The sequence below is a fragment of the Psychrobacter sp. 1U1 genome (assembly GCF_051847535.1).
GTDB lineage: Bacteria > Pseudomonadota > Gammaproteobacteria > Pseudomonadales > Moraxellaceae > Psychrobacter > Psychrobacter saeujeotis.
Genome location: NZ_JBPYDD010000009.1, coordinates 1 through 26,057, shown reverse-complemented (window position 1 = coordinate 26,057; position 26,057 = coordinate 1). Strand labels below are relative to the sequence as shown.

20 protein-coding genes are annotated in these 26,057 nt (G+C 42.2%); 10 read left to right on the top strand and 10 right to left on the bottom strand.

Annotation, left to right across the window (positions count from 1 at the left end; all coding sequences use genetic code 11):
• Window positions 1-77 precede the first annotated feature (77 nt).
• From mnmE to rpmH, 5 genes are all read right to left on the bottom strand, one after another.
• On the bottom strand, window positions 78-1,529 hold the full coding sequence (mnmE, locus tag ACS8FB_RS12615; protein WP_439263376.1) for a tRNA uridine-5-carboxymethylaminomethyl(34) synthesis GTPase MnmE: 1,452 nt from the start codon (window positions 1,527-1,529) through the stop codon (window positions 78-80).
• A gap of 214 nt (window positions 1,530-1,743) precedes the next feature.
• Window positions 1,744-3,423, bottom strand: a complete 1,680-nt coding sequence (gene yidC, locus ACS8FB_RS12610; RefSeq protein WP_439263374.1) for a membrane protein insertase YidC — start codon at window positions 3,421-3,423, stop codon at window positions 1,744-1,746.
• 216 nt (window positions 3,424-3,639) lie between these two features.
• The gene (gene yidD / locus ACS8FB_RS12605) at window positions 3,640-4,014 is read right to left on the bottom strand and encodes a membrane protein insertion efficiency factor YidD (RefSeq protein ID WP_439263372.1); all 375 of its coding nucleotides are present in this window, start codon (window positions 4,012-4,014) and stop codon (window positions 3,640-3,642) included.
• Between the two features lies 1 nt (window position 4,015).
• Window positions 4,016-4,387, bottom strand: coding sequence for a ribonuclease P protein component (rnpA, locus tag ACS8FB_RS12600; protein WP_439263370.1), 372 nt, complete (start codon window positions 4,385-4,387; stop codon window positions 4,016-4,018).
• Window positions 4,388-4,573: 186 nt separating this feature from the next.
• Window positions 4,574-4,708: a 50S ribosomal protein L34 gene (rpmH, locus tag ACS8FB_RS12595; protein ID WP_007394757.1), complete on the bottom strand. Its 135-nt coding sequence runs from the start codon at window positions 4,706-4,708 to the stop codon at window positions 4,574-4,576.
• A gap of 567 nt (window positions 4,709-5,275) precedes the next feature.
• Here rpmH and dnaA point away from each other — a divergent pair.
• From dnaA to ACS8FB_RS12570, 5 genes are all read left to right on the top strand, one after another.
• Entirely contained in the window at window positions 5,276-6,721 is a 1,446-nt protein-coding gene (gene dnaA / locus ACS8FB_RS12590) for a chromosomal replication initiator protein DnaA (protein WP_439263368.1), read from the top strand.
• Between the two features lie 316 nt (window positions 6,722-7,037).
• Window positions 7,038-8,213, top strand: a complete 1,176-nt coding sequence (gene dnaN / locus ACS8FB_RS12585) for a DNA polymerase III subunit beta (RefSeq protein ID WP_439263366.1) — start codon at window positions 7,038-7,040, stop codon at window positions 8,211-8,213.
• 134 nt (window positions 8,214-8,347) lie between these two features.
• The gene (recF, locus tag ACS8FB_RS12580) at window positions 8,348-9,559 is read left to right on the top strand and encodes a DNA replication/repair protein RecF (RefSeq protein WP_439263365.1); all 1,212 of its coding nucleotides are present in this window, start codon (window positions 8,348-8,350) and stop codon (window positions 9,557-9,559) included.
• 532 nt (window positions 9,560-10,091) lie between these two features.
• On the top strand, window positions 10,092-12,665 hold the full coding sequence (gene gyrB, locus ACS8FB_RS12575; RefSeq protein WP_439263460.1) for a DNA topoisomerase (ATP-hydrolyzing) subunit B: 2,574 nt from the start codon (window positions 10,092-10,094) through the stop codon (window positions 12,663-12,665).
• A 146-nt stretch (window positions 12,666-12,811) separates the two neighbouring features.
• Entirely contained in the window at window positions 12,812-13,420 is a 609-nt protein-coding gene (locus ACS8FB_RS12570) for a manganese efflux pump MntP (RefSeq protein WP_439263363.1), read from the top strand.
• Window positions 13,421-13,519: 99 nt separating this feature from the next.
• On the opposite strand, the gene rlmF is transcribed toward ACS8FB_RS12570, so the two are convergent.
• Window positions 13,520-14,542 (bottom strand): 23S rRNA (adenine(1618)-N(6))-methyltransferase RlmF, encoded by a 1,023-nt coding sequence (gene rlmF / locus ACS8FB_RS12565; RefSeq protein ID WP_439263361.1) that lies wholly within the window; start codon window positions 14,540-14,542, stop codon window positions 13,520-13,522.
• Between the two features lie 65 nt (window positions 14,543-14,607).
• Entirely contained in the window at window positions 14,608-15,273 is a 666-nt protein-coding gene (locus ACS8FB_RS12560; RefSeq protein ID WP_439263359.1) for a LysE family translocator, read from the bottom strand.
• Between the two features lie 185 nt (window positions 15,274-15,458).
• Here ACS8FB_RS12560 and ACS8FB_RS12555 point away from each other — a divergent pair, with 185 nt between their 5' ends.
• Window positions 15,459-16,262, top strand: a complete 804-nt coding sequence (locus ACS8FB_RS12555; RefSeq protein WP_439263357.1) for a crotonase/enoyl-CoA hydratase family protein — start codon at window positions 15,459-15,461, stop codon at window positions 16,260-16,262.
• Window positions 16,263-16,356: 94 nt separating this feature from the next.
• The gene (locus ACS8FB_RS12550; protein WP_439263355.1) at window positions 16,357-17,304 is read left to right on the top strand and encodes an AEC family transporter; all 948 of its coding nucleotides are present in this window, start codon (window positions 16,357-16,359) and stop codon (window positions 17,302-17,304) included.
• A gap of 398 nt (window positions 17,305-17,702) precedes the next feature.
• Here the strand turns inward: ACS8FB_RS12550 and ACS8FB_RS12545 are convergent, their stop codons facing one another.
• Window positions 17,703-18,521: a hypothetical protein gene (locus tag ACS8FB_RS12545; RefSeq protein ID WP_439263353.1), complete on the bottom strand. Its 819-nt coding sequence runs from the start codon at window positions 18,519-18,521 to the stop codon at window positions 17,703-17,705.
• Window positions 18,522-18,866: 345 nt separating this feature from the next.
• Between ACS8FB_RS12545 and ACS8FB_RS12540 the strand changes: the two genes are divergently transcribed.
• Window positions 18,867-20,039, top strand: a complete 1,173-nt coding sequence (locus ACS8FB_RS12540) for a MalY/PatB family protein (RefSeq protein ID WP_439263351.1) — start codon at window positions 18,867-18,869, stop codon at window positions 20,037-20,039.
• Window positions 20,040-20,229: 190 nt separating this feature from the next.
• Here the strand turns inward: ACS8FB_RS12540 and ACS8FB_RS12535 are convergent, their stop codons facing one another.
• Window positions 20,230-22,113: a BCCT family transporter gene (locus ACS8FB_RS12535; protein WP_439263349.1), complete on the bottom strand. Its 1,884-nt coding sequence runs from the start codon at window positions 22,111-22,113 to the stop codon at window positions 20,230-20,232.
• 31 nt (window positions 22,114-22,144) lie between these two features.
• Window positions 22,145-22,663, bottom strand: a complete 519-nt coding sequence (locus ACS8FB_RS12530) for a cupin domain-containing protein (RefSeq protein ID WP_439263347.1) — start codon at window positions 22,661-22,663, stop codon at window positions 22,145-22,147.
• Window positions 22,664-22,957: 294 nt separating this feature from the next.
• On the opposite strand from ACS8FB_RS12530, the gene guaA reads away from it, so the two are divergent.
• The gene (gene guaA / locus ACS8FB_RS12525) at window positions 22,958-24,577 is read left to right on the top strand and encodes a glutamine-hydrolyzing GMP synthase (RefSeq protein WP_439263345.1); all 1,620 of its coding nucleotides are present in this window, start codon (window positions 22,958-22,960) and stop codon (window positions 24,575-24,577) included.
• A 252-nt stretch (window positions 24,578-24,829) separates the two neighbouring features.
• Window positions 24,830-25,942, top strand: coding sequence for an SH3 domain-containing protein (locus ACS8FB_RS12520; RefSeq protein WP_439263343.1), 1,113 nt, complete (start codon window positions 24,830-24,832; stop codon window positions 25,940-25,942).
• Window positions 25,943-26,057 lie beyond the last annotated feature (115 nt).

Sequence of the window (26,057 nt, the reverse complement as noted above, 5' to 3'; positions counted from 1 at the left end):
CATTAAGAGCAAGAGCCGTTGTTGATAAGTTTAAGCTTTTTATCAGGCAATCGAAGATAGAAACAGTAGTTTGCTAATCACTTACCAATACAAAAACTGCCGAATATCTTACCTAGTAGGTCATCAGCACTGAATTCACCAGTGATTTCACCCAAACTATGCTGAGCTTGACGTAAGCTTTCAGCGACTAACTCTCCTGCTTGAAAGACCGTTAGCTGCTCATGCGCCTCTGCTAGATAGTCAGCCGTCCGTCTAAGCGCATCTATATGACGCGTACGGGCGATGAGGCTATTCTCTGGTGGATGGAAGCCGACTTTAGCACATAATTCTTCGATTAATGTATCAATGCCAGCCCCTGTTTCACATGAAACATTTACTTGCTCATAACCGCGATTAGTGATTTCATTTTGTGAGACCGTCATCGCTATTTTATCTTTGCTATGAGTCAACAAATCACTTTTATTGGCAATAATTAATAGTTTTTTGGTGGCTGGTAATTCGCCAAATAGCTGCTTTGCAAGTTGCAACGGTGTGGTATCTTCTTCAAGATCCCGAGTAACATCATAGACCATCAGTAGCATATCAGCTTGCTTAATAGCGGTACGCGCCCGTTCGATACCGATACGCTCCACAGTGTCTTCGGTATCGCGCAGCCCTGCGGTATCAGTGAGATGCAGGGTCAGGCCATTGAGGACGACGGTTTCTTGTATTGTGTCTCGCGTGGTGCCTGCCACATTGGTAACGATAGCGCGCTCCTGCCCAGCTAGACGATTGAGTAAGCTTGATTTGCCAGCATTAGGACGCCCTGCCAACACCACATGAATCCCATCACGTAACAGCTGACCTTGTTTTGCCGTTGCCAACACTTGCTGTATTTTATCTTGAGTTTGTTCAAGCTTGTTTTGAATGACGCCATCAGATAAAAAGTCAACGTCCTCTTCATCAGGGAAGTCGATGGCGGCTTCAACGTGCAGGCGCAGATGAATAAGCTGTTCTAATAGCTGGTTAATTTTTTGCGAAAACTCCCCGCTTAGCGAACGAATGGCACTGCTCGCAGCCGCAGCACTCGTGGCATCAATAGCATCAGCAATCGCTTCTGCTTGCACCAGATCTAATTTATCATTGTCAAAAGCGCGGTAGGAGAACTCCCCTGCACTGGCCTGTTTGGCACCCAGCTCAAACACGCGAGCAAGCAGCTGGTTTTGCAAAATCATGCCACCATGCCCTTGCAGCTCAATCACATCTTCACCGGTGAACGAATGCGGGCCTTTAAAATATAACACTAATCCTTCATCAATTACCGTGCCATCTGCCTGATAAAACCGGCAAAAACTGGACATGCGCGGAGTAAATGCTGTCTTGCCTGTGAGCTGACAAGCAATGTCATAAGCACGCGCACCTGACAGCCGTATCACACCGACGCCGCCACGCCCAAGTGGTGTGGCAATCGCGGCAATCGTAGCCAAACCGGATGGCTTAGACTTTCCAGATGAATCAGATAAGGCTTGCGTCGTCTGTAAAGAATTCAAAGTTATTCTCATTAACTAAAAGCTCCATTATAGACGCCTAAACCCAGCCTGACAAAGCAAACTTTATATCCTAATGTAGGGTACATGTTTGAGCTTTTATGACGCTGTATTAGCGTTCTGCTTACCTACCAGCAAAAAATATTATAAACAAATTACCTATAAAAAAAACCACCGTTTGCACGATGGTTTTTTTATTCAAAGGCTCTTATTCAAACTAATCAAGTACTTTAACAGTGCGCTGTTTCTGTTCTTCTTCTACCTTTTTATTCACAATATACTGATGCGTCATACTAAACAAGTTGTTCACCGTCCAATACAATACTAGACCTGCTGGGAAGAATAGCATAAAAGCGGTAAAGATAATCGGCAAAAATTTCATTACTTTTGCTTGCATAGGATCCGCTGGCTGTGGGTTTAGCTGCTGCTGTATGAACATAGAAGCACCCATCAGCAGTGGTAAGATAAACCAAGGATCCATCGCTGAGAGATCTTGAATCCACAGTATCCATGGCGCATGACGTAGCTCAACACTTTCGACCAATACCCAATATAAAGCTAAGAAGATTGGCATTTGCATCAATATTGGCAAACAACCTGCCATTGGATTGACTTTTTCTTCTTTATAAATGCCCATCATTTCTTGCGACATTTTCATTCGATCGTCGCCATGCTCTTCTTTCAGCGCCGCTAATCTTGGAGCAATGGCACGCATCTTCGCCATTGAATAGTAGCTCTTATTTGAGAACCACATTAAGGCAAACTTAACCAAGATAGTCAGTACAATAATTGACCAACCCCAGTTGCCAATAATTTTGTGAATACCATCCAAAATAGCAAAAAGTATCTTTGATATTGGCCATAACAAACCATAATCAACCGTCTGATTGAGACCTACTGCTACGTCCTTAAGCTCAGATTGTACTTTTGGTCCTGAATACAACGTCGCATTCAAGGTCGCTTGCTTGTTCGGTGCAACATTGACAGGTTGGCTGTTAAATCCGATAAAGTAATCGTTACCAGTTTCACGACTAAAGAACTTGCCGGTAAAATTCTCAGGTGTCCATGCAGAGACAAAGTAATGCTGCACGATACCGACCCAGCCATCATCACTAGTCACTGACAGCTCATCACTAAAGTTCTTGAATTTTAGCTTATTGTAAGGATCATCAGGTGTACCCCAAGCGCCGCCTAGATAAGTTGCCATGCTAAGCGCACCCTTATCAGACATACCAGGATCTTTACTGTCATCACGCTTTAACTGCGCAAACATCTGTCCTTGCCAGGCATTAGCAGAAGCGTTTTGAATCTGATAGCTAACATCAATCGGATATTTGTCTTGCGTAAAAGTAAAGGTTTTGGTGATTGTCACGCCATCTTTTTTATAAGTAAGCGGTACCGACAGGGTTTGTTGGCCCGCTTCCATCACATAATTATTTGCAGTATGGCTATAAGTTGCACGTCCTTCAGCTGTATCAATACCATCTTGACCAATCAGACCAGACTGAGCCACATAGACACGATTGCCGTTATTTTCTAATAGTACGAAAGGCTCATCACTATCAAGCGTGGCATCATACTGCTTTAAAGCAGCATAAACGATATCACCACCTTCTGGATTGATTTTGATGTCATAGCGGTCAGTTGTAACTGTGATTAATCCTGCATTTTTGGCAGGTGTCGTAGTCACAGCACCAGAATCAACAGGTAGTGTCTGTACCGGTATGTCACCTGCTGCACCACTTGTAGAGGGAATGTCAGCACCGACTGACGTTGCTGTTTCTGATACCGTGTCTACAGCTGGCTCATTAGCATAATCATCTCGCCATGCCAAAATTAGCAGATAAGCGGTGATTAACATCGCAATGATGATCATCACCCGAAATATCTTTTGCATAAACCTTTCCTAGATTAAAAAATTAGGGAATAAAAAATCAGGCATGTGTCATGACCGCCGCATAGTATTAACTCATACCTTGAGCAGCAGTATCAGCAGTCAATCACATAAAATGTTCATCATTTTACTAAAAAACCACTCTAAATGATACCAAGAGTGTGGATAACTTGTGGGTAACTAAATAGATATCCACAGATGGTCTATCGATGACAAAAATTACGTTAGCTTCATCATATGGTTTAAACGAGAAACATAACTTTTACGATCTTTATAGACATAAATACCCTGAACACTAACGGTAGCTAGGGTAGTAGCGGGCACATATTGATAGTAGTAAGAAGATAAAGGTAGCGGTACAAAATCGACACCATGTCCACCCAAAGGATGACAACTTCCAATACGTTTTAACAGTAGCCAACTACCAGATCGAACCCCATGCCATTCTAGAGCTTGCTTGCCATAATTAGAACATGTTGGGTAATACCGGCAACGGGCAGGCAATATTGGGCTTATTACTTTTTGATAGAAAACAATTAAAGTATATAACAGCTTATAAATAAACTTATTTTTATTTTTTAATATAGAATTCATTTCATGTTTTTTCTATTTTTTTAAAAATATTATTTATTTCATTTTTTAATTCTTTATTACTCAAATCTTTAATAGATTTTTTAACAATAAAAACAATGTCTTTATTTTCTAACTTTGAATATTTTAATCGAAACTGTTCGCGAATTTGGCGTTTAATTAAATTTCGCATGACTGCTGTAGGTACTTTACGCTTAGTAATGGCCATCCCTATGCGTGGCTGCTCATTCGTATTAGGACGTATAAAGGCCATTAAGTGGGCTTGATGGAGCTTACGTTCAGGCGCATTAAAAACCTCGCGAAAGGCTATAGGCGTTAGTAGACGCTGCTCTTTAGTGAAGCAGGCATTAGGCGTCGTTGAGACAGTATTGGACATAGTACAACCCTGTATGAGAACTAATGATGTTAGTAGAGAGAATAACAAAGTATAGAAACAAAAAAAGCGCCGATATGGGCGCTTTTAATATATGGCTAAGTGTCAGTTGTGATGATTGACTATCGCAATCTATAAATAATAGAAACACAACAAGCACTATAAACCATGCTCATCGCAGTCTTCTGATTATACAGTAAGGCGATGACGTCCTTTAGCACGGCGACGAGCTAAAACTTGACGACCTTTTTTAGTTGCCATACGAGCACGGAAACCGTGAGTACGTTTACGCTTGATCACGCTTGGTTGGAATGTACGTTTCATAACTCACCTATCAAAATAATGGACTAAATTCGTAATAACGCAGGATTATACCACTGCATTATATCTTGGTCAATAAACTAATTTATTCAGTCTTATTCATTGAACCAATAACTGATTATTTATATAAACTTTTTGTCAAAAGAATACCTAAAAAAGTGTTGTCTAGTGTACTAGATGAAAAGTTATCCACAGAATTTATTCGGTTCTATAATAATTATTAATTAATATATATAAATATTGTTGTTATTGGGAAGCATATTTTCTGTGGTTAACTAAGATTTATTGATTTTTATCAATGAAATAGCTTATGGTTAACCCTGTGGATAACCTGTGGGTAAAATATGGATAACTTGAAATATAAACTTATCCACAATACTGTCCACAATCTTATCCACAAAAAACATGATGTTATCCACAGGCTATTTATGTTAGATTGTGTCTTAGTTTGATGAGTGATTATTCGGTTGTTTCATATCATCATTTTTTAAGCAGTAACTACAGGCTGTTTTTATTATCAACGAGTCAAATGGTACTTGTTAAATTTAGAATATGGGGCGTTTACTTTTCATGATGGATACAGCAGCTATTTGGGATAAGTGTTTGAACGACTTACGTTATCATGTCAAAGATAACGTTTTTACTATGTGGTTAAGACCACTATCGGCACAGCAAGAAGCACAAACGCTAATAATTCTTGCGCCTAACGATTATTTCGTCACATACATCAAAAAAAACCATCTGCATGACATTCAACAGTTAGTTGCTAAACATAGCCAAGGCAGTATCGAAGAAGTTGTTGTACGTGTTGATAATGCTGGTCGCGAGCCAGCTGAGAGTAATCAGGCACAGCCAGACTCCTTGTTGGTAGCAGAAAGTCCCTCCCCTACCCTGCCAAGTTATGATTCTGAAAACACACATCATCGTATCGCTAAAGCAGATATTGACGCTAATATGCGCCATACCGAATTGGTTCATTCTGCTGACGCCAAGTCGTTGAGTTACCTTAATCCAGATTTTACCTTCGAGACTTTTGTGACTGGTAAATCTAATAATTTAGCTTATAAAGCATGTTATGAGCTTAGCAAGCGCCAATCAAAGAACCGTCATAATCCTTTATTCATTTACGGTCCTTCAGGATTGGGAAAAACTCATTTAATGCATTCAGTTGCTCATCGCTATTTAAAAAATAATAGAAGTTTTTATTATTTTACTTCTGAAAAATTTATTAACCAATTAGTTTATTCATTAAGAAATAATAAAATAGAGGATTTTAAAAAGAAAATAAAAAAGGTTGATTTATTAATTGTAGATGATATTCATGTATTAGCTGGAAAAACGAAAAGTAGTAACGAGTTTTTAACGTTATTTGCTGATTTTACTAGTGGTGATAAGCAGCTGATTTTGGCTTCTGATCGTCATCCATCACAAATGACGGAGTTCGATGAACGCTTTAGATCACGCTTTTCTTGGGGGCTGACCGTAGCTGTTGATCCCCCCGAAATCGATACTCGTATGCAAATCTTGCAGAAGAAGGCAGCATCTTATGGAATGACACTTCCTAAAGAGTGCGCACTATTTATCGCTCAAAATGTGGTTTCTAATGTGAGGCGTTTAGAAGGTGCTTTAAATCAGGTATTTGCTAATGCCAATTTAACTGGTGCACCGATTACTCTTGAGATGGTGCAATATGCACTAAAAGATATCGTGGCAATGCGAGTGCAATCTGTCAACATGGACAACATCCGTAAAGTGGTCGCAGAATATTATGACGTTACAGTGAAAGATATCATGGGACGTAAACGTACGCGTAGTATTGCAAGACCGCGTCAAATCGCTATGGCGCTAGCACGTGAGCTCACGGGTGATAGCTTTCCCGAGATTGGGCAGTCATTTGGTGGACGCGACCATACAACGGTCATGCATGCTTGTGATAAGGTCAACCAATTGCGCGCAGCTGACCCTGCTTTTGATAAGGACTATAAAACACTTGCATTAATGTTACAGGCGGCATAGATCGTTTAGTATCACTATGTTTTAGTAGGGGGATATGGTTTATAATATTGAGCGGATAAGCGCACAGATGGTTGATGGTTTATAGCCAGTAGACAAGGTATTATTAAACCATCGTTTGAATTTTATAAAAATAGAGTCATTTAAATATAGTGAGTTCAGTATAAAACCGATACAGTGAGACTGGGATAAATTTTACGCAGCCTTTGTCTGCGCAGGCACAGTACACCAGAAAAATTTATACCAGTTCCGCGTTGGCATATAACGTATCTGTTTTATGTAGAATCGACTATAGTAACTTAAATAAGAGTAACTAAGCATGCAATTATCGATTAATCGAGAGTCGTTACTAAAAGCTATTAATTTAATCGCCAAGGCTGCTGACAAGCGTCATAACATGGTGATCTTAGGTAATATAAAGCTGCAGTTGTCTGAGTCTGAGCTTGTTTTGACCGCATCTGATCTAGAAGTAGAGCTGACATCGACATTGAGATTGCCTACAGGTGCTTGTGTTGAAGCAGGGACAACGACATTACCGGCAACCAAATTAAAAGAGATTTGTAAGTCTTTGCCCACTCAGGCACAGGTAAACCTTACTACCCAAGAAAACGAGCGCTGCTTACTAACTAGTGGCAAGAGCCGTTTTACTTTAGGAACCTTGCCTAGTGAAGATTACCCAAGCTTAGGCAACCCAGAGAACATCACGCCATTGACGATCAGTCGCAGTCGCCTAACTGATTTGATCCATAAGACTCAGTTTGCAATGGCAATCCAAGACGTACGCTATTATCTAACTGGCATGCTATTTGATGTTTCACAGCAGCAGCTGACGACGGTTGCGACCGATGGGCATAGATTGGCTTTAGCACGTAGTGTGATTGATGTTAGTAGTGATTTGAATATGCAAGCTATATTGCCACGTAAAGCTGTCATTGAGCTTGAACGTTTGGCTTCTGAGCTTGGTAAAATGTTGGGCGATAAAGACAATCCAGTAACTTTGAGTTTTGGTCGTGAGTTTTTGCAAGTCAGTTTACCTTTTGGTGAGGTAGATAGTGCAGGGCAGGTCAGTCAAGATCTAATGGTGACTTTTACCGCGCGTTTGATCGATGGTAAGTTTCCTGACTATCGCCGTGTTATGCCAAGTAACACTGACAAGCTGGCTTTGTTTAATCAAGAAAAGATGACTGAAGTGCTGCGCCGTGTTGCAATTTTGAGTAACGAAAAATCTCGCGGTGTGGTGTTTAATTTTGCAAGTGACGGTATGGTAGAAGTCCGTGCCAACAATGCTGAGCAAGATGAGGCGGTTGAAATGATACAAGCTAAATATCAGGGCGACCCGATGGAGTTGTCATTTAACGCCGCTTATCTACAAGATGTGCTAGGCGTTATCCAAGGTGATTTGCAAATGCACATGAGCCAATCAAACGCTTCTGTACTGGTCAATCAGCTAAATGATGATTTTCATCAGTATGTCATTATGCCAATGCGTATATAGTGTTTTCTCCACTATGGTTAGTACAGCTGTTTTAGTTTGAGATAGGTTACAAGGTGAGGCAATAATTTTTAAATCATCGTTTTTTAATCAAAATTTTGCCCATTTTGGGTTTTTTATAGGCAGCCGCCGCTGTTATGATTGAACGTCTACAAGTCTCATATTTGCGTAACTTGTCTCAAGTTGACCTGTCTTCTGCCGCTTGTAATGTCATCATCGGTGTCAATGGTAGCGGCAAAACTTCACTACTTGAAGCAATATTTTTATTATCAAGAGGTAAAAGCTTTCGTCATCATCAGCCCAAACGTTATATTCAGCATCATAAAGACAGTGCTACTGTACATGCTAGGCTGACTGATAACAGTACATTAGCTATTCAAAAGCAGGCCGATGCGACAACGTTATTACGCCTTAATCAAACCACTGTATACAACCAAAGCATCCTCACCGAACAGTTGCCCACGCTGTTGATAGACCCTTCCACAATGGATATGTTAGAGCAGGGTAGTGCCAGTCGTCGACAGTTATTAGACTGGTTGGTGTTTCACATGAAACAAGGCTTTCACTCCCAGTGGGTAGCGTATCAGCGTCTATTAAAACAGCGCAATAGTTTGTTAAAAAAGACGAATCATTTATCACATGTTCAGCTTGCAGAGCTAAGATCCTGGGACAAAGGGCTTGGTAACCACGCTGCGCTTATTCACCATTATCGTGAGCAAGTATTTACCGAATGGCAGCCTTATTTTGCAAAAAGCATTGCACAATTACTGCCTGCCTATGCGGATCAACTAAGCTTAAGCTACAATGCAGGCTACGATACAAGTGTGGGACTTGACGTGCAGCTTAATGAGCGCCTAGAGCAGGATTTGCAATTAGGGTACACTCGTATCGGCAATCATCGTGCTGATATTCATGTACATTGGCGCTCTAGTGACTCTACAGGAGCCAAAAGTTCTGATAAAGAAGTAGATGTCGCCTTAAGAGATGAGTTAAACCACAAATTGCCGATTTTGAAAGAACAGGCAGCCAATGTCTTATCTCGCGGTGAAAAGAAGCTCTTGATTACTGCATTGCGTTTGTCTCAATTGCCTTTGCTACTTAATAATGAGGTAGTCACAAAATTATCTAATAGTGATATCCAAACAAGAATGACTCCTGTCGTACTTTTAGATGATATTACGGCAGAATTGGACAGTAGGGCGATAAAAATATTACTAACAACTTTAGCGCGTCTACCTTGTCAAGTATTTATGACCAGTCTGACTGATGATGTTGTACCCCTAGTTAAAGAATTATGGTCAAATCCTAGAACGTTTCATGTGAAACATGGTCAGATCTATTTGACTTAGCAAATTCTGTTATTAGATCACTGTTTTTACTTCTTCATTACCTCCTTATTATTTTTCTATTCTCTCATATTTCCAGCTAACTGCTGTCTGGTGTTTATATAATATTTACTACTCTAAAACGACTGTTTCCAAGACCTAAAACAGCCAGTAAACAGTGACTTACGGGTAAAAAAATGTTAAAATAAGGCTTTATTTTTGCCCTATTCTCAGCAAGTTATCTTGTGATTTCATATCACTGTTAGTTATTACTTATGAGTTTGTAAGTAATTGATAAGTTTACTGTTTTATTGATTGTTGGTCGTCTTAATGCAAAGTGGAAATTATAGGCAGACATAATGTGTTGACTCGAAGTCAGTATTATGTTTTATGCAGCTTTGGTTAATGAGACAAGCTCAAGGTTTTAACAGTAAAACGTTCATTTTAAGATAATACTGTAAAGTCTCACCAAAGTGGTGAGTTGATGATATATGGCTGATTGTGGCTAGATTAAGGAATGCACATGAGTGATTCATTACCTACCGATTACGAGCAACTGACGTCAGACAATATGATGTCAGATACTATCGTTGAGACTATTGCGCCAGCGACTATTTCTGAAGGACTTCCATCTGAGTACAGCTCCAAAGACATTCGTGTATTGCGCGGTTTAGAAGCGGTGCGTGTACGTCCTGGTATGTATATCGGTGATACAGATGATGGCACAGGCTTGCATCATATGGTCTTTGAGGTAGTGGACAACTCTATCGATGAGGCGCTAGCTGGTCACTGTGATCAGATTGATATTATCATCCATGAAGATGAGTCGGTCAGTGTCATGGACAATGGTCGCGGTGTCCCTGTTGATATTCATCCAGAAGAAGGGGTGTCTGCCGCGCAGGTCATTATGACCGTACTACATGCAGGCGGTAAGTTTGATGACAACAGCTATAAAGTCTCAGGTGGCTTACATGGCGTTGGCGTTTCAGTCGTTAACGCATTATCGAAAAAGCTTGAGATGAATATCTGGCGTGAAGGTTATCATTACCATCAAACTTATACCGACGGTGTGCCAGATGCTGATATTCAGCAAATGGAAGCGACCGATAAAACGGGTACACAAATCCGTTTTTATCCAAGTAGCGACGTATTTACGGGTACTATCTTCGAGTATGATATTTTGGCCAAACGCTTACGTGAGCTGTCCTTCTTAAACTCAGGTGTGCGCATTGTCTTAACTGACGAGCGTATCGATAAGCGCCATGAGTTTGAGCACAAAGGCGGGTTATCTGAGTTTGTAAGCTATATCAATGCAGGCAAGGACGGCATCAATGAAGTGTTCCATTTTACTAGTGAACAAGACGATGGTATCGCAGTCGAAGTCGCGTTACAGTGGACGGACACTTATAATGAAAAAGTACTTTGTTTCACAAATAACATCCCGCAGCGCGACGGTGGTACGCACTTATCAGGGTTTCGCTCAGCGCTTACCCGTGGTCTAAACAGCTATATGGATCGTGAAAACCTGTTTAAAAAAGAGAAAGTCGCGGTCAGTGGCGATGATGCGCGAGAAGGTCTAAGTGCTATTGTTTCAGTAAAAGTACCTGATCCAAAGTTCTCTAGTCAGACCAAAGACAAGCTGGTATCAAGCGAAGTCAAATCTGCTGTTGAGTCAGCGATGCATGATAAGTTTAATGATTATCTGCTTGAAAATCCAAGCGCTGCCAAAGGTATTGCCAATAAGATTATCGATGCGGCAAGGGCTCGTGATGCGGCGCGTAAAGCGCGTGAGATGACGCGTCGTAAGACTACTTTGGATATCGCAGGTCTGCCGGGTAAGCTGGCTGATTGCCAAGAAAAAGATCCCTCGTTATCAGAGCTATACATCGTGGAGGGTGATTCTGCTGGTGGCTCAGCGAAGCAAGGTCGTAGCCGGAAGACGCAAGCAATTTTGCCACTAAAAGGTAAGATTCTAAATGTCGAGCGTGCGCGTTTTGACAAGATGCTATCGTCTGCAGAAGTAGGTAACTTGATTACCGCGCTTGGCTGCGGTATTGGTCCTGACGAGTACAATCCTGACAAAGTACGCTATCATAAAATTATCATTATGACCGATGCCGACGTCGACGGCTCGCACATTCGTACCTTGCTACTAACGTTCTTTTTCCGTCAAACGCCAGAGCTGATTGAACGTGGTTATATTTATATTGCGCAGCCACCATTGTATAAAGTCAAAAAAGGTCGCCAAGAGTTGTATCTAAAAGATGATGAGGCGCTCAAAGCTTATCTGTTGTCATCTACGATTGATAATACTAAGTTGCATATCAGTGCCGATGCTCCTGCCATTACTGGTCAAGCGCTTGAAACACTGCTAAATGATTACAACCAGACACAGCTGATTAAAGCCCGTTTGCAGATTCGTTTTCCAGCAGTAATTTTGGATGCGTTGACGCATACACCAAAGCTTAGCACTGACATGACTTATGATAAGTCTGCTATGCAAGAATGGCAAGAGACTATGCAAGCTCAGCTTAATCACTTCGGTAGTGATTTAAGCCCTGAGATTGAGCTGGTCAATATTCATGAACAGCAGTCTGAGAGTATGGATGCAGCAGAAAACGTACTCAATATAGAGCCAGCAGTAGAAAACGTAGAAGCCATATCTAATAAAGCGCAGTGGTTACCACGTATTACCGTTTATGTGCATCAATTAGCACATCATTACTTGCTTGATGCAAGTTTCATCAATTCAGGTGAGTATAGCAAGCTGCTTCGCTTATCAAGCGAATGGAACACGCTACTTGAGGATGATGCTTTTATTCGCCGCGAAGCAAATTCAGGTACAGCCAAAGATATCCCTGTGCGCGACTTTGACTATCTCTGGCAGCAAATGATGCTAGATGCCCGTCGTGGTTTGGCAGTTCAGCGCTATAAAGGGCTAGGGGAGATGAATGCTGATCAGCTTTGGGACACGACGATGGATCCTGAAAACCGTCGCATGCTACGTGTCACCATCGAAGACGCTATTGCAGCGGATCATATGTTTACCTGCTTGATGGGCGATCACGTCGAGCCGCGTCGTATCTTTATCGAGGAAAATGCATTAACGGTTTCTAACCTTGATATTTAAGGTTTAGCTTTTACGTTAAGTATAAAATACCGCCTTGTCTTCCAAGGCGGTATTTTTTAACAATAGAGTTGTTTCACGTGAAACTTTATTTAACACCTTATAATACCTTTGCTATATTTTGAGTTAATGGATAACTGGATAATAAGATGGTTGAAGTGGTACTACTGGCTATCGCTTTGGCGATGGATGCGTTCGCAGTCTCTATAGGACTGGGCGCTAAATCGCAAAAACAAAGCCGTCGATATATAGGGCGCCTGGCTGTCTACGCTGCCTTATATTTTGGGATTGCACAGGGGATAATGCCGCTTATTGGTTATTTGCTGGGTGCAGCTTTATTAGGTTGGCTTGCCGCTGCTGCTCCTTGGATCGGAGGTTTTATTCTTATTGGGCTGGGCAGCAAGATGCTCTATGAGGTGTTTTTGGGAAGTAAGGAGGCTATCTCAGATCAACAACTTGATGTAAGTAATAATGCCACTCCAGTAAGAAATAACGCAGAAAAATATATCAATCATCGCACCATGTTTACCCTCGCGATTGCCACCAGTATCGATGCCATGGCGGCTGGTTTTACTTTAAACCTACTCGATCTTGATGCGTGGTTTGCTTGTGTGATCATCGCGATTGTCACGGCTATCTTTAGCGCAGTGGGCATCTATTTGGGCAAAAAATCAGGTACGTATCTTGAAGATAAAGCAGAAGCACTCGGCGGCATCGTATTGGTTTTGATTGGGCTCAAAATTATGTTTTTTAGCTAAATAGATACGTTATTTTATGCTCAAATAAAAAGCCGCTATAAATCTTTATAGCGGCTTTTTTGTTTCACGTGAAACTCTGTTAATACGCTTTGGCAATGATTATGCTTCGTCAATACTAAATCGCCATGCTAAGACACGGGTGTTTTTTTGTCCTTGGCTCATCTCAATAATACGCATCTGCGCGACGCCAAGCTCTTTTAATAATTGCTGTAACGGTTTTACATTCTCAGATTTTGAGACTAGGCTAGTAAACCAACCAACATGCTCAGCATAGTTTTGGCTCTCTTTTATCATATTACTCAAAAAAGCAATTTCACCACCTTCAGACCATAATTCTTTATGTTGACCGCCAAAGTTGAGGTTTTGCGCGGCATTACCTGACTTTGTAGAGTGACGACTGATTTGTGTACTTTCGTTTTTGCCCCGGTGTCTTTGTAGATTGTGTTGTTTACGGCTATTTGCTTGCAAGGCTTCATCCAAGGAGGCATGGAAGGGCGGATTACAAACCACCACATCAAAGTAGTCTTGACGTCCAATGATATTTTTAAAAATATATTTTGGCTCGGGTTGCAGTTTGACCTTAATCGCGCCTTTTAGTTTTGGGTTCGCCTGACAAATAACGCTTGCGGTATTGACAGAAACGGGGTCAATATCGCTTGCAGTAAAGCGCCAGCCATAGCTTTGACTGCCGATAATAGGGTAGATGGCGCTAGCACCTGTCCCAATATCGAGGGCATGAATTTCTTTGCCCATCGGCGGTGTGTTGTTTTCGTTCACGTGTGTGGTTTGAGCCAATAAGTCGGCAATATAATGAATATAATCGGCGCGTCCAGGGATGGGCGGGCACAAATAACCTTCTGGAATGTCCCAAAACTTGACACCATAATAATGGGCCAATAGCGCTTGATTGAGCACCCGTACCGCCTGATGATCCGAAAAATTAATCGTCGGCTCACCCTTAGGATTGGTGATCGTATGCTTGGCAAGCTCAGGTAAGGCGCGGGTCAATAGCGCAAAGTCGTAGCGACCTTGGTGCGGATTACGCGAGTGCAGCTTGCCAAGTTTTTTGGCAGTCTCAGGTGCGCGGTTTCGGTGTTTATTAGTGTTTGGTCTACTGGTCATAGTATGGGGCTTTGAGGTTTGAATATAACTGTTCAGTTTAGCAGATTTTGCGAGTAGCGAATGTCTTATCGGCTACGTAAAATGAGGTTTAACCCTAATATTATCATTGCGCTACCTAAGATACGGTTTATCCAGTGCTCAATACGCCCAAAACGACGCAGAATAGCAGGAATAGAGAGCAGCATCACCACAGCGCTAAACCATGCCATCTGTAACACCATCATCCATACGCCATAGATAGAGAGCTGCCACAGCGGGATATCGGGGGACAATACGAGGGTAAATATTGCGACAAAATATACAGGCGCTTTAGGGTTAAAGACATTACAGAAGAAACCGCGTCGCAGGGTAGCAAGGGTTGAATCGGCTTTTAAAACGTCTTGCTTTGCCTGTTTGTCCGCTTCCTGCTGTGGAGTATCTAGTGCTAAGTCAGTTGTAGGCTTTGGTTTGGCTTGAATACCTTGCCATCCCAAATAAATCAGATAGCTACCACCCAACCATTTAATAGCAGTCAATAACGGCTGCGAATGAGCTATTACCGCCGCTAACCCTAACACGGAATAAATAATATGCACCGCAAGACCAACTGTAATACCTAGACTACAAATCAAGCCAGTACGACGTCCTTTGGTTAAAGTTTCACGTGAAACTAACACAAAGTCAGGACCAGGAGAGGCGGCTGCGAGTAAGTGCACACTAGTGATAAGTAAAAATCCATGCCAAAATTCCATAATAGGCTCTGAGTAATGTTTTAGTTTGAATAATAGTTGCACCAATCGTAAATCAGGTCAACTATTATCGTCAGGTCAGTGAGTATTGATAATGGCTTTGCTGCTTGTGTAATAGTGTATAGATGGCTATATTAAAAGCGACTTCTTATGATTCTCAATAAAGACAAGTATAAAAGGACGAAACTATGACGACGGAACATAATCATCACACAGACACTCGCATTACTTATGAAGTCCAAGACTATATTTGTCTTATTGGACTAAATCGCGTAGATAAGCGAAATGCCTTTGACAGCCATATGATCAATCAATTGTCTGATGCGCTGACTCATTATGACAATGACGATAATTTACGTTGTGCGCTGATATTTGCGCATGGTGAGCACTTTACCGCTGGTCTTGATCTCATGGAGCTACAAGACAAATGGGACAAAGGTGCGTTTGAATTTAACGATGACGAGATTGATCCGTGGGGCATCAGTGGTAAATTACGCACCAAGCCTATTGTCGTTGCGGTACAAGGCACCTGTTTTACTGCTGGGATTGAGCTCATGCTCAACAGTGATGTGGTCATCGCGAGCGAAAATTGCAACTTTGCGCAGATGGAGGTGCAGCGGGGTATTATGCCATTTGGCGGGGCGACGGTCAGATTTGTCGCAGCGGCTGGCTGGCAAAAAGCTATGCCATATTTATTAACTGGCAAGCCCTTTGACGCGCAAACCGCCGATAGACTCAATCTGGTCAGTGAGGTCGTGCCGAATGGCAAAGAATACGAGCGCGCATTGACAATTGCTAAAGAGATTTGCAAAGCTGCACCGCTTGGCGTACAAGGGCTACTGTCCTCAGCACAAGATGTCAGTCGTAGTGGCACCGCCGCGGCACTGGCTAATATTCATAGTTATTTGCCGCATTTGTTCCATTCAGAAGACGCTCGCGAGGGTGCGATGGCGATGGTTGAAAGGCGCGAGGCGGATTTTAAAGGTCGTTAAAAAAGGGCGTCAAAGTTTGATTTTATATTCATCTGAGGATTGATTGATTATAATCGCTTGATTATATCTATGCCTACAAGGGGCAATCACACCTATGTTAGACATTATTAACATCACCGCCCCTATCTTTATCATCATTGCGCTTGGCTATTTGTGCGTGCGTATTAAAGCCATCGCTCCTAAGCACGCTAAAGGTATGGGTAGTTTGGTGCTAAATATTGCTTTGCCTGCACTCATGTTTAACGCTATTGCAGACATGCCTTTTCAACAAGTCATATTGCCGCACTATCTGTTTGCCTATGCTCTAGGCTCGGTCATGGCTTTTATAGTCGGTGTCGTGCTGACCAAAGTGATTTGGCGACAAGATAATGTCTCCGCCGCACTCAACTCTACGGCGCTTTCGTTCTCTAACAGCGCCTTTATTGGCTATGCGGTGGCCTCTATGGTCATCGGCACTGATAAGGCTGCCGCCTATTTATCCATGGGCGTCATCATCGAAAACCTTATCATCCTGCCGATGCTATTTATCATGGCTGATATAAATCCCACTTCCAACAAGTCTTTAGCCAGTGTGCTGCTCGGTATTGGCAAAAACTTCACTCGTAATCCGCTGATCATTGCTTTGGTGGTCAGCGTGATCTTTTCTATCTTTAGTCTGCCTATACCGCAAGTGGTTGCTCAGACTGCGCAAATACTTACTGGCGCGGCGGCTCCTGTTGCACTGTTTGTGATCGGTATGAGCCTGTATGGACTGGAGCTTAGAGGCGACTTACCAAAAATCACTACGGTCGGCTTGGGTAAGCTGATACTACATCCGCTGATGATTCTGCTGGCTATTACCTTAATTCCGGGCGGTACGCTAGAAGGTAAATATGTAGCGATGCTGTTTGCTGCCGCGCCGACATTTTCGACCATCGCTATCATTGGTCAGTATTATGGCTTGGTCAATCGTATGTCGGCTATCGTCATCGTCTCTACCATCGGCTCGTTCTTTAGTATGAGTGCGGTGCTAATTTATTGGCAGATGACGGTGGGGTTTTAGGGGGTGTTTTGCATGAAGATAAAGGAAAGGTTTTAGAGGAAGGTAGAATCTAAGGTTTACATTAACAAGAGTGACTTAATGTAATTCAAATATTTTGTACTGGTGTCAAATGCATATTTACAACCATAAAAGTAACAAGCTCCCTTTATAGTTAAAACTGTATTATTTGACAATCCGCAAATTTCGTACCGTCCAAACCAACCCTCTAAACAACTATCGCTAATATGCTCAATTTAAATAGCAAAAACCCCGCAATTGCGAGGTTTTTTGGCTTAGTCAGGTATAGATATACTGATGGTAACGACTTAGCTCCGGCAGTATAGACTAATCCGTTAAACAAAAGCTTTATTTTGTCTAGAGTTGAAAGTTATAGCTGTGCCAATATTATCAAGTTAGTATTAACGCGCTGACTTGTAATAGTCAACGAGCATCGTACCTAACGTGCCATTGTCATCAATAGTGACTATTCTGACCGTACCTGACTGTGACTCGGTACTAGACTGCACTTGTCCGGCAGTACCTAAGACGACTTGGTTGTTGCCTGCCGCCATTGCTCCATTGCCGATAGCGATACTGTTCATACCGCCTGCCATAGATTTATTCCCTACGGCGACCGAGTTTTCCCCTTGTGCTGCTGCTGCCTCACCCACTGCGGTAGAGCGTACGCCGCTCGCATTGGCGATATGACCAAAGGCTTGAGCGCGTTCGGCAGTGGCTTTAGATTGCCAACCGATAGACGTTGAGCCGAGACCCGCAGCGTTGGCCTCACCACCAACAGCCGTGGCTGAGTTGAGTCCTGCATTAGCTTTATTACCGATGGCAACGGTATCATTGGTGCCGCCAGCGGTTGCCGCTTCACCCACCGCAGTAGAGCGTACACCGCTCGCACTGGCTAGATGACCGAAGGATTGCGCACGTTCGGCGGTGGCTTTAGATTGCCAACCAATCGACGTTGAGCCGAGACCTGCGGCATTGGCTTGACCGCCAACAGCGGTGGCTGAGTTGAGTCCTGCATTGGCTTGGCTACCGATAGCGACAGTATCGTTAGTGCCGCCAGCCATCGCGCTATTACCGAGAGCAAGGGCAGTACTGCTGCTTGCACTCATTGGTTGAGACTCAGCGCCTGTTGCCACAGACGTACATGAAGCGACGCCTACAATTGCTAAAGTAAGTGCGCTTATTTTGAGTACTAAGTTTGGTGAAAAATCCATTTTCATTATAAGTTATCCTATGTTAAAAAAGCCAACTTGGCTCAGTAGTGATTTGGGTAAGTAGTAACAGGATTTATACTGCTCATAGTGTTGCATCCCTCCAATAATATAAATCCGAATGTACATTTATATTTATAAATACAAACGTACTATTAACTTATATTAATAACCCAAATAATACTAGTATTTTATTTTAAATATCAACTAAGTCGATAAACAGATAACTCGCGCTAAATAGTTTTGGTCTGTGTATTATCATCTTACTGTATATCTATGTGGCTTTTTATAAAGCGATTGGCGATGCTGCCATTCCTGTTGTACTCTAAACGCTTACTTTACTAATGAAGGAGAATGCCTGTGCTACATAACTTTGACGAGATAATCGACAGACGCGGTACAGGGTCTCTTAAATGGCATTATAGCGATGACACCATTCCACTCTGGGTAGCAGATATGGACTTTAAAGCTGCCAAGCCTATCTTAAACACCATTGAGCGCGTGGTTCAGCACGGCGTATTGGGCTATACCAAACCCACTGAGGCGCTATATCAAGCGATTGTTGACTGGCATAGTAGCCGTTATGGATTACTATTAGCCAAAAGCAATATCTTATTCTCCCCAGGCGTGGTGCCAAGTTTAGCGTTAATGATGAACGTCTTTACCGAGATAGGCGATGCGGTACTGATCAACGATCCTATTTATACCCCTTTTATGGCTAAGGTTGAACAAAACGATCGCAAGCTAGTGACCTCTGCGTTAAAAGAAGTCGAGGGACAATATCATCTGGATTTGGACGACATCGAAGCTAAAATAGTCGAGCATAACGTAAAGCTGTATTTATTATGTAATCCGCACAATCCTGGCGGGCGTGTGTGGACGAGAGATGAGCTTGAGGCGCTACTTTTGATTTGTAAAAAGCATGATGTAGCGATTGTCAGCGATGAGATTCATCAAGATTTAACTTTGAACGGTCACACGTTTATCCCTTTTTTAACGCTTGCAGAAGGCTATGAACACAAGGTGGTGAGCCTGACTTCGATGACCAAAACCTTTAATATCGCTGGTATAAAAGGTTCAATGATTTTTGCTAAAGATGAGGCATTACTCAAACAAATCAGCCAGCAGCAGAATTTAAATGATGAGTATGAGCTCAATTTATTTGCCTATACCGTGATGCAAAGCGCCTATGAAGAGGGCGAGGAGTGGCTTGAACAAGCACTTGCTTATATTGAAAAAAACATTGAGTTAACACTAGACTTTTTAGCAGGTCATTTGCCTGACATTAAGGTCATGCGTCCAGAGGCGTCGTATTTAATCTGGCTTGATTGCTCGGCATATGGGCAAGATGATCAAATGCTGTATGACAAGCTGCGCGATGCTAAAGTTGAGCTCAATGCGGGTATTAAATATGGCGATGAGGGGTATCTTAAAATGCGCCTTAATGTGGCGTGTCCTGAAGCGCTATTGCGAGAAGGGTTGAATCGTATTTATACGGCTTTTAGTGATGTCGTTAAGGACTCATAAAGCTGGCAAGAAATTCGTTTCATTAGCACTGTTTCTGTTTTTGCCTTTATATCTAGCTCTGTTGCTAGCCCATTTTTAAAGTAGATTAATTATCATAGATAAAAACAGCAAAAAGGCTGGGCTACCAACGTAGCCCAGCCTTTTAATTTGATTTTTTAGAAAAAGCTTAAATACAGTCACTTTCGATTAGCTACTTCTCATTTCCGTTGTTTTTAGCGTTCACAGCGTTTTCAGTATCCTCGCGCATTTGCTCCCATTCTTCATGTTGATGCATGATTGAGCCTTCAAGTGATACTGAGGTTTCCCCTACTTCCCACGGCGCATTATCAGGCAGCTCTTCGATATGAATGGTTTTTATATTGTAATCAGGCTGATAAGCGAGATCATAACGCGCAGCTTTAATGACCGAGACCATCATCATCGAGAGAATGATAATGAGCGGCGCACCAGCGATAATAGAAGCAGTCTGCAAGGTTTGCAGGTCTCCTAAGAACATTAAAATCGCGGGCAATAAACACAATGTGAATGCCCAAAAGAGACGATTCCAACGGTGCGGTTCATCATCGACTTCTCGTTGTACCACGGACGCCAAGATATAAGAGATAGAGTCAAAGGTAGTAGCAGTAAAGATAGTAGCTAAAAAGGTAAAGATAGCGATGACTACATAAGACATCGGCAAGCTATTTAAGATAGCGAAGATGGCCGCAGTGGGCGACTCATTATTTAGGACAGCCACCACATCGACAACGCCTGTCAATTGTAGATATAGACCATAGTTACCCAAGATAATCATAAACATCGCACAGCCAAGCGAGCCATAGAACATCGACCCCAAGACCATATTACGTATCGTGCGCCCTCTCGAGATTTTGGCAATGAACAGCCCGATAGTCGGTGCAAATACCAACCACCATGCCCAATAAAAAACGGTCCAATCTTGCGGAAAGGTGGTGTGTTCAAAGCCGAACTGTTGGAAGTCTTTGAAGGGTTCTATATAAGTCATCATACGCGGCATTTCGGTGAGAGAACGCCCGATAGCTTCTAAGCCAGTATTCAAAATAAAGACGGTCGGCCCGACAATCAGAATGAATAATAAGAAAACGACGGCTAAATAAAAGTTGATATTGGAGAGTTTTTGAATCCCGCCTTTTAACCCCTGATACGCACTATAAGCAAAAATCATAGTGGTAATTAACAACACCACAATCTGCATAGTGATGTTACGTGGCAAGCCAAATAAATTGTAAAGGCCTTCGTTGATAAGCGGAGAGGCAAGACCTAGCGTCGTCGCACCGCCGCCAACCATCCCAAAGACAAATAATACATCGAGCATTTTGGCCCAATTGCTGCCAGCTAGCTTTTCGCCTAATAATGGCATAAGCGTTTGGCTAACTTTAAGTACCGGCGTCTGGCGCACATAATAAAAGTAAGCGATAGGTATAGCAGGTACTAAATAGATAGCCCAAGCGACAGGCCCCCAGTGAAAGATACCGTAGGTAGTCGCCCAGCGAATGGCATCCGGCGTGCCGCCTGCTATGTTAAAAGGAGGGCTTTGATAATAATACGCCCACTCAATCAGACCCCAGTACAGAATACTGGCTCCAATACCACCGCAGAACAACATCGACGCCCAAGAGGCATCGGAGAACTCAGCGGTTTCTTCTGGACGGCCTAGTTTGATCTTGCCAATATCAGAAATCACGATGTAAATGACGAACAACATGGCAAGGACGCCAAAAGCTAAATAGGCAAAACCAAAGTTATCACTGACAAAGCTACGTGCTATCCCGACCCATATTTTTCCCTGCTCGGGGAAAAGTATCAAAGGCACAGCGATACTAAAAAGTATGACAAGCACCATAAAAAAAGTGAACTTGTCGATACGGGTATCTGGTACGTGATCAGGCCGCCACTGCGGAATGGACATACCTACATCAAAGGTACCTAGATGAGGAGGCTTATGATGCTTTGATCGTGCTCTTACATAGTCTGGAAGATATTCTTTTGATAGCCCGAGACCTGACTTAGATTTATCAGGTTTTTTATTGCCTTTACTGTTATCAGTGTTGCCCATGTTGTTTTCTCTTTGTATTGGTTGTTAAATTCTATACCTTGCCTAGATTCTCTAAGTCTACAAATTCCTTTTTTCCGTGGATAGTATACATTTTTCGATTGATGTCTGGGTAATTGCAAATATCAATCGGCGGTCTGCTTCCGCCCATCAGATAGACTGCGTCTGTATCGCTATCGTTGAGCATAGAATGGGCAGCTCCATGCGCGGGGAAACCTACGAAGTCGCCAGCAGTTAACGGATAATTGTTATCGCCATAACGCAATGAAAGCTGTCCTGATAATACATAGACAAATTCGTCTGACTCTTCATGATAATGATGCTGCGTGGTCTCATCTCCCGGCTCAACGCGCACAAGATGCAGACCAAATTTAGTCAGACCAGTGATGTCACTCAACGAAACCGTATGCCGAATAGCACACTCATTGAACTGGTGAACATGCTTGGTCTCAGGCGTATTTTCGATATCAGACTTGGTTAGGATGTAGTCTTGGGTGTTTTTGAGTGTCTCTTGAAGTAACTCTTGGGGTAACCCTTTCAATGGCTTAGTCATCGTTTATCTCCGTCACTTTTATTTTGCGCTTAACCTTATAGTAGCTATAAATGCATGGTTTTGTTTACTTAATTGCGTATAAAATGCGATTAGTAAGCGCAAAGCTTCCTTATTATCGATATTGCTGCCTTTTCTTTTCTCACATTTAATACCGTCAAATTCAAATAACTACGAATAAATGGCAAAACGGCTAATAATCGTCAATAACTGCGAATAATTCATCATCTAATAGCCATTAATGGGCGCAAACTTGTTAAAATAGGCCACTAATTTTTTCTTGATGGACATTGATTTATGACCACTGCCGCTGCCACTCCTGCATTACCTACTATCAAAGAAGACCGCATCCTCATTCTCGATTTTGGCTCACAGTACAGCCAGCTTATCGCTCGCCGTGTGCGCGATTCTGGGGTGTTTTGTGAGATGTTCCCTTACGATATCGACGCTCAGCGCATCCACGACTTTGGCGCCAAAGGCATTATCTTATCGGGTGGCCCTGAGAGCGTACATGCTGAGGATAGCCCGCGTATCAATGATGCGGTGTTTGAGCTCGGCGTGCCAGTATTGGGCATTTGCTACGGTATGCAAGCGATGGCAGATCGTTTCGGCGGGCAGGTTCATGCCAGTGATATCCATGAGTTTGGTGCAGCGACGATTGATGTCAATGGTCACTCGCAGCTGACTGAAGGCATTGAAGACAGCAGCACGGAAGGCAAGTCAGCCAAGCTTAATGTATGGATGAGTCATGGCGATAAAGTGATTGAAGCGCCAGCAGGCTTCGATATTGTTGCCAGCACTCCGAGCTGTCCGATTGCGATTATGGCCGATGAGTCGCGCCATTATTATGGTCTCCAGTTCCATCCTGAAGTGACTCATACCTTACAAGGTGAGGCGTTGCTTAGTCGTTTTGTACATCAGATTTGTGATTGTGCCGGTGATTGGACGCCCGATAATATTATCGACATGCGTATTGAGCAATTGCAAAAGCAAATCGGTGATAAGCAAGTATTGCTTGGTCTGTCAGGAGGCGTGGATAGTTCAGTCGTCGCAGCGCTATTGCATAAAGCTATCGGTGATCAGCTGACTTGTGTGTTCGTCGATACCGGTCTCTTGCGTCTGCACGAAGGCGATCAAGTGATGCAAATCTTCGCCGAAAACATGGGCGTCAAAGTCATCCGTGTCGATGCCGAAGATTTATTCTTAAATGCATTAGCTGGCGAGTCTGATCCAGAAGCTAAACGTAAAATCATTGGTAAAACCTTTATCGATGTCTTCGCTGATAGCGCGCGTGAAGTGAGTGAGCAAAGCGATGGCAAAGTCATTGAGTTCTTAGCACAGGGTACGATTTATCCTGATGTGATTGAATCAGCGAAGTCACATCAAGGCAAAGCACATGTCATTAAGAGCCATCATAACGTCGGCGGTCTGCCAGATGACTTGGCGTTTGAGTTGGTTGAGCCATTACGTGATCTATTTAAAGATGAAGTTCGTAAGCTTGGTATCACTCTTGGATTACCAGAGAAAATGATCTATCGTCATCCATTCCCAGGTCCAGGTCTTGGCGTGCGCATCTTGGGTGAGGTGAAAAAAGAATACGCTGATATCTTACGTCTTGCTGATGCGATCTTTATGCAAGAGCTTGAGCGTTCTGGCTGGTATGACAAAACCGCGCAAGCATTTGCGGTATTCCAACCGATCAAATCAGTCGGCGTAGTCGGTGATGGTCGCCGCTATGCGTGGGTCATCGCGCTACGTGCGGTTGAAACTGTCGACTTTATGACCGCGCGCTTTGCTCATCTGCCGTATGATCTGATTGAGACGGTATCGAATCGTATTATGAATGAAATCGCTGAAGTATCACGGGTGACTTATGATGTGTCGAGTAAGCCACCGGCTACTATTGAATGGGAATAACATCAAACTAAAAATCTGATTAGCGTCGTCAAACTCGTTCAGCCTACTTGATGTAGTGCTATCACTCATTTTCCTCGCTACTCAAGTTTTTTGGATTGATGTACAGCTTGTTATAAATAAAAAACACTCAACTTGGTTGGGTGTTTTTTTTGTACTTATGAGAGTCAAACTAATAAGGAATTTATTAACTATTGTGCTATCTTCAATATTAGCTTGTAGTATTGAAATAATATTTATCAAAGGAAAATTTGAGTGGACGAAAATTCTAAAAAAGAATCTAAGCAACTCTTAGCATTAGAAATTGCTAATAAAATACAGGAACAATCAGTACCCTTTTCTGGTGCTGATAGAATATCGAATAATTTGCCGAGAGTAGCACAGTATGAGCAGATGAACTCAGCTGCTAATATCGCAAGTAAGGCTTTTCAACAATCAAGTTTGATGCCTGCCTATTCTGAAAGTCAAAGCGCGATAACAAAATTTGCCCAGTCACGAGCTGAAGAAGCGGTTATCTTTAAAGATCCATCTTTAGATATTATGAAGATAATAAATTCATATGATAGTTTAATTTCAAACAGCGCTCAAAAAATAGCTAAAACCATAACAGAGTTAACGAGTCCCATGGCAGAGATAATGAAACCTTTGGCTAACATATCTCAATCAATAATTGTTGCAGCCGATCTTTATAAACAATCTGAATTTGCGAAAGAGTTTTATGCTATCTCTCAATCTCAAGAGATGAGTAATTTGACACTTAAAATGTCGGAAGCTATCGAGCAGTTTAATCAAATTAGCCAAATGAAGTCGTTTGAAGTTCTATCTGGCTTTAACAGCACATCTTTAAATGAGGTTTTGAATAGCACTTTAACGCAAGAAGATATAAAGAACTTTTCCAGAGAGCCTATATCTGAAATTGATTCTAAATTGAGTGATGAACTAAAGCTAGGGAAGGATTTTAGTTTATATTCAGATAGAGCTAAGGATTTTTTAGTATATTTCTATCATATTTATTTATTACAGTTTCTACTTGGCATAGCTAGCGGTCTAACAACTTATTATATTTTACAAGCTCAAGAAGAGACAAAAACATTGACAACTCAACAGGAGGTGAAGTCCTTTACAAGATCTTCACCTATTACATTTGATCGCAATGCACTTAAAGGTCATAGGTTTACGATGGTTAATAATCTTAACTTACGTGGAAACCATAGTATGGATTCTAATGTTATTGAAATATTACCAATTGGAACTATCGTAAAAGTTATAGATAAGTCTAATCGCTCATGGCTTCTTGTAGAGATTGAAATTGATGATGAGGTGCAACAAGGTTGGATTTTAAGACGTTACACGACTTACTTTAAATAAATTTAATATAGACAAAGCTGTTCCTAAAATTTACTTTGTGAACGCAAATGAACGCAAATGAACGCAAATGAACGCAAATGAACGCAAATGAACGCAAATGAACGCAAATGAACGC

Excerpts from the sequence above, each read along its gene's own strand:
- yidD (WP_439263372.1), bottom strand. The coding sequence starts at position 4,014 with ATGAATTCTATATTAAAAAATAAAAATAAGTTTATTTATAAGCTGTTA.
- rnpA (WP_439263370.1), bottom strand. The coding sequence starts at position 4,387 with ATGTCCAATACTGTCTCAACGACGCCTAATGCCTGCTTCACTAAAGAG.
- ACS8FB_RS12540 (WP_439263351.1), top strand. The coding sequence starts at position 18,867 with ATGCCTGTGCTACATAACTTTGACGAGATAATCGACAGACGCGGTACA.
- ACS8FB_RS12570 (WP_439263363.1), top strand. The coding sequence starts at position 12,812 with ATGGTTGAAGTGGTACTACTGGCTATCGCTTTGGCGATGGATGCGTTC.
- recF (WP_439263365.1), top strand. The coding sequence starts at position 8,348 with ATGATTGAACGTCTACAAGTCTCATATTTGCGTAACTTGTCTCAAGTT.
- ACS8FB_RS12550 (WP_439263355.1), top strand. The coding sequence starts at position 16,357 with ATGTTAGACATTATTAACATCACCGCCCCTATCTTTATCATCATTGCG.
- ACS8FB_RS12535 (WP_439263349.1), bottom strand. The coding sequence starts at position 22,113 with ATGGGCAACACTGATAACAGTAAAGGCAATAAAAAACCTGATAAATCT.
- rlmF (WP_439263361.1), bottom strand. The coding sequence starts at position 14,542 with ATGACCAGTAGACCAAACACTAATAAACACCGAAACCGCGCACCTGAG.
- dnaA (WP_439263368.1), top strand. The coding sequence starts at position 5,276 with ATGATGGATACAGCAGCTATTTGGGATAAGTGTTTGAACGACTTACGT.
- ACS8FB_RS12530 (WP_439263347.1), bottom strand. The coding sequence starts at position 22,663 with ATGACTAAGCCATTGAAAGGGTTACCCCAAGAGTTACTTCAAGAGACA.
- rpmH (WP_007394757.1), bottom strand. The coding sequence starts at position 4,708 with ATGAAACGTACATTCCAACCAAGCGTGATCAAGCGTAAACGTACTCAC.
- ACS8FB_RS12555 (WP_439263357.1), top strand. The coding sequence starts at position 15,459 with ATGACGACGGAACATAATCATCACACAGACACTCGCATTACTTATGAA.
- ACS8FB_RS12545 (WP_439263353.1), bottom strand. The coding sequence starts at position 18,521 with ATGAAAATGGATTTTTCACCAAACTTAGTACTCAAAATAAGCGCACTT.
- dnaN (WP_439263366.1), top strand. The coding sequence starts at position 7,038 with ATGCAATTATCGATTAATCGAGAGTCGTTACTAAAAGCTATTAATTTA.
- yidC (WP_439263374.1), bottom strand. The coding sequence starts at position 3,423 with ATGCAAAAGATATTTCGGGTGATGATCATCATTGCGATGTTAATCACC.
- guaA (WP_439263345.1), top strand. The coding sequence starts at position 22,958 with ATGACCACTGCCGCTGCCACTCCTGCATTACCTACTATCAAAGAAGAC.
- ACS8FB_RS12560 (WP_439263359.1), bottom strand. The coding sequence starts at position 15,273 with ATGGAATTTTGGCATGGATTTTTACTTATCACTAGTGTGCACTTACTC.